Below are 557 nucleotides of genomic sequence, written 5' to 3' on the forward strand. Positions count from 1 at the left end.
CTGCGCCTGGGTGAACTCGCGGTTCAAGGCGAGCTACGCACCGATCGTGTGCGTCGCCGAGGGGGCGATGCCCAAGGACGGCGACATGGTGCTGAAGGACGCGACGAAGGACTCCTTCGGGCACGTCCGGCTGTCCGGTGTGGGCGAGTGGCTGGCCAAGGAGATCGAGGCGCGGACCGGCAAGGAGGCCCGTACGACGGTCCTCGGACACGTCCAGCGCGGCGGCACGCCCAGCGCCTTCGACCGCTGGCTGGCCACGCGCTTCGGGCTGCACGCCGTCGACGCGGTGCGCGACGGAGACTTCGGCAAGATGGTGGCGCTGAAGGGGACGGACATCGTCCGGGTGCCGATCCTGGAGGCCACGTCGCAGCTCAAGACGGCGGACCCGGCGCTCTACGCGGAAGCCGGCGTCTTCTTCGGCTGAGCCGGAGCGCATGTGCGGATCATGGGTCGTATCGTGACAAAGGGCCCATGATCCGATGCGGGCGACGACGCGGGACGGGAGCGAACGTGGAGATCCTCGCCTTCGGGGTGCCGACAGACGAGAAGCCGCTCAT

General features: G+C 69.1%; 1 protein-coding gene. It reads left to right on the forward strand.

The annotated features are described in order from the left end of the window. Positions 1-424 (forward strand): 6-phosphofructokinase (locus G3I71_RS46135; protein WP_203733069.1); only part of this gene is annotated, 424 nt, incomplete at its 5' end. Positions 425-557 lie beyond the last annotated feature (133 nt).

The organism is Streptomyces sp. SID12501 (assembly GCF_010550245.1).
Classification (GTDB): Bacteria; Actinomycetota; Actinomycetes; order Streptomycetales; family Streptomycetaceae; genus Streptomyces.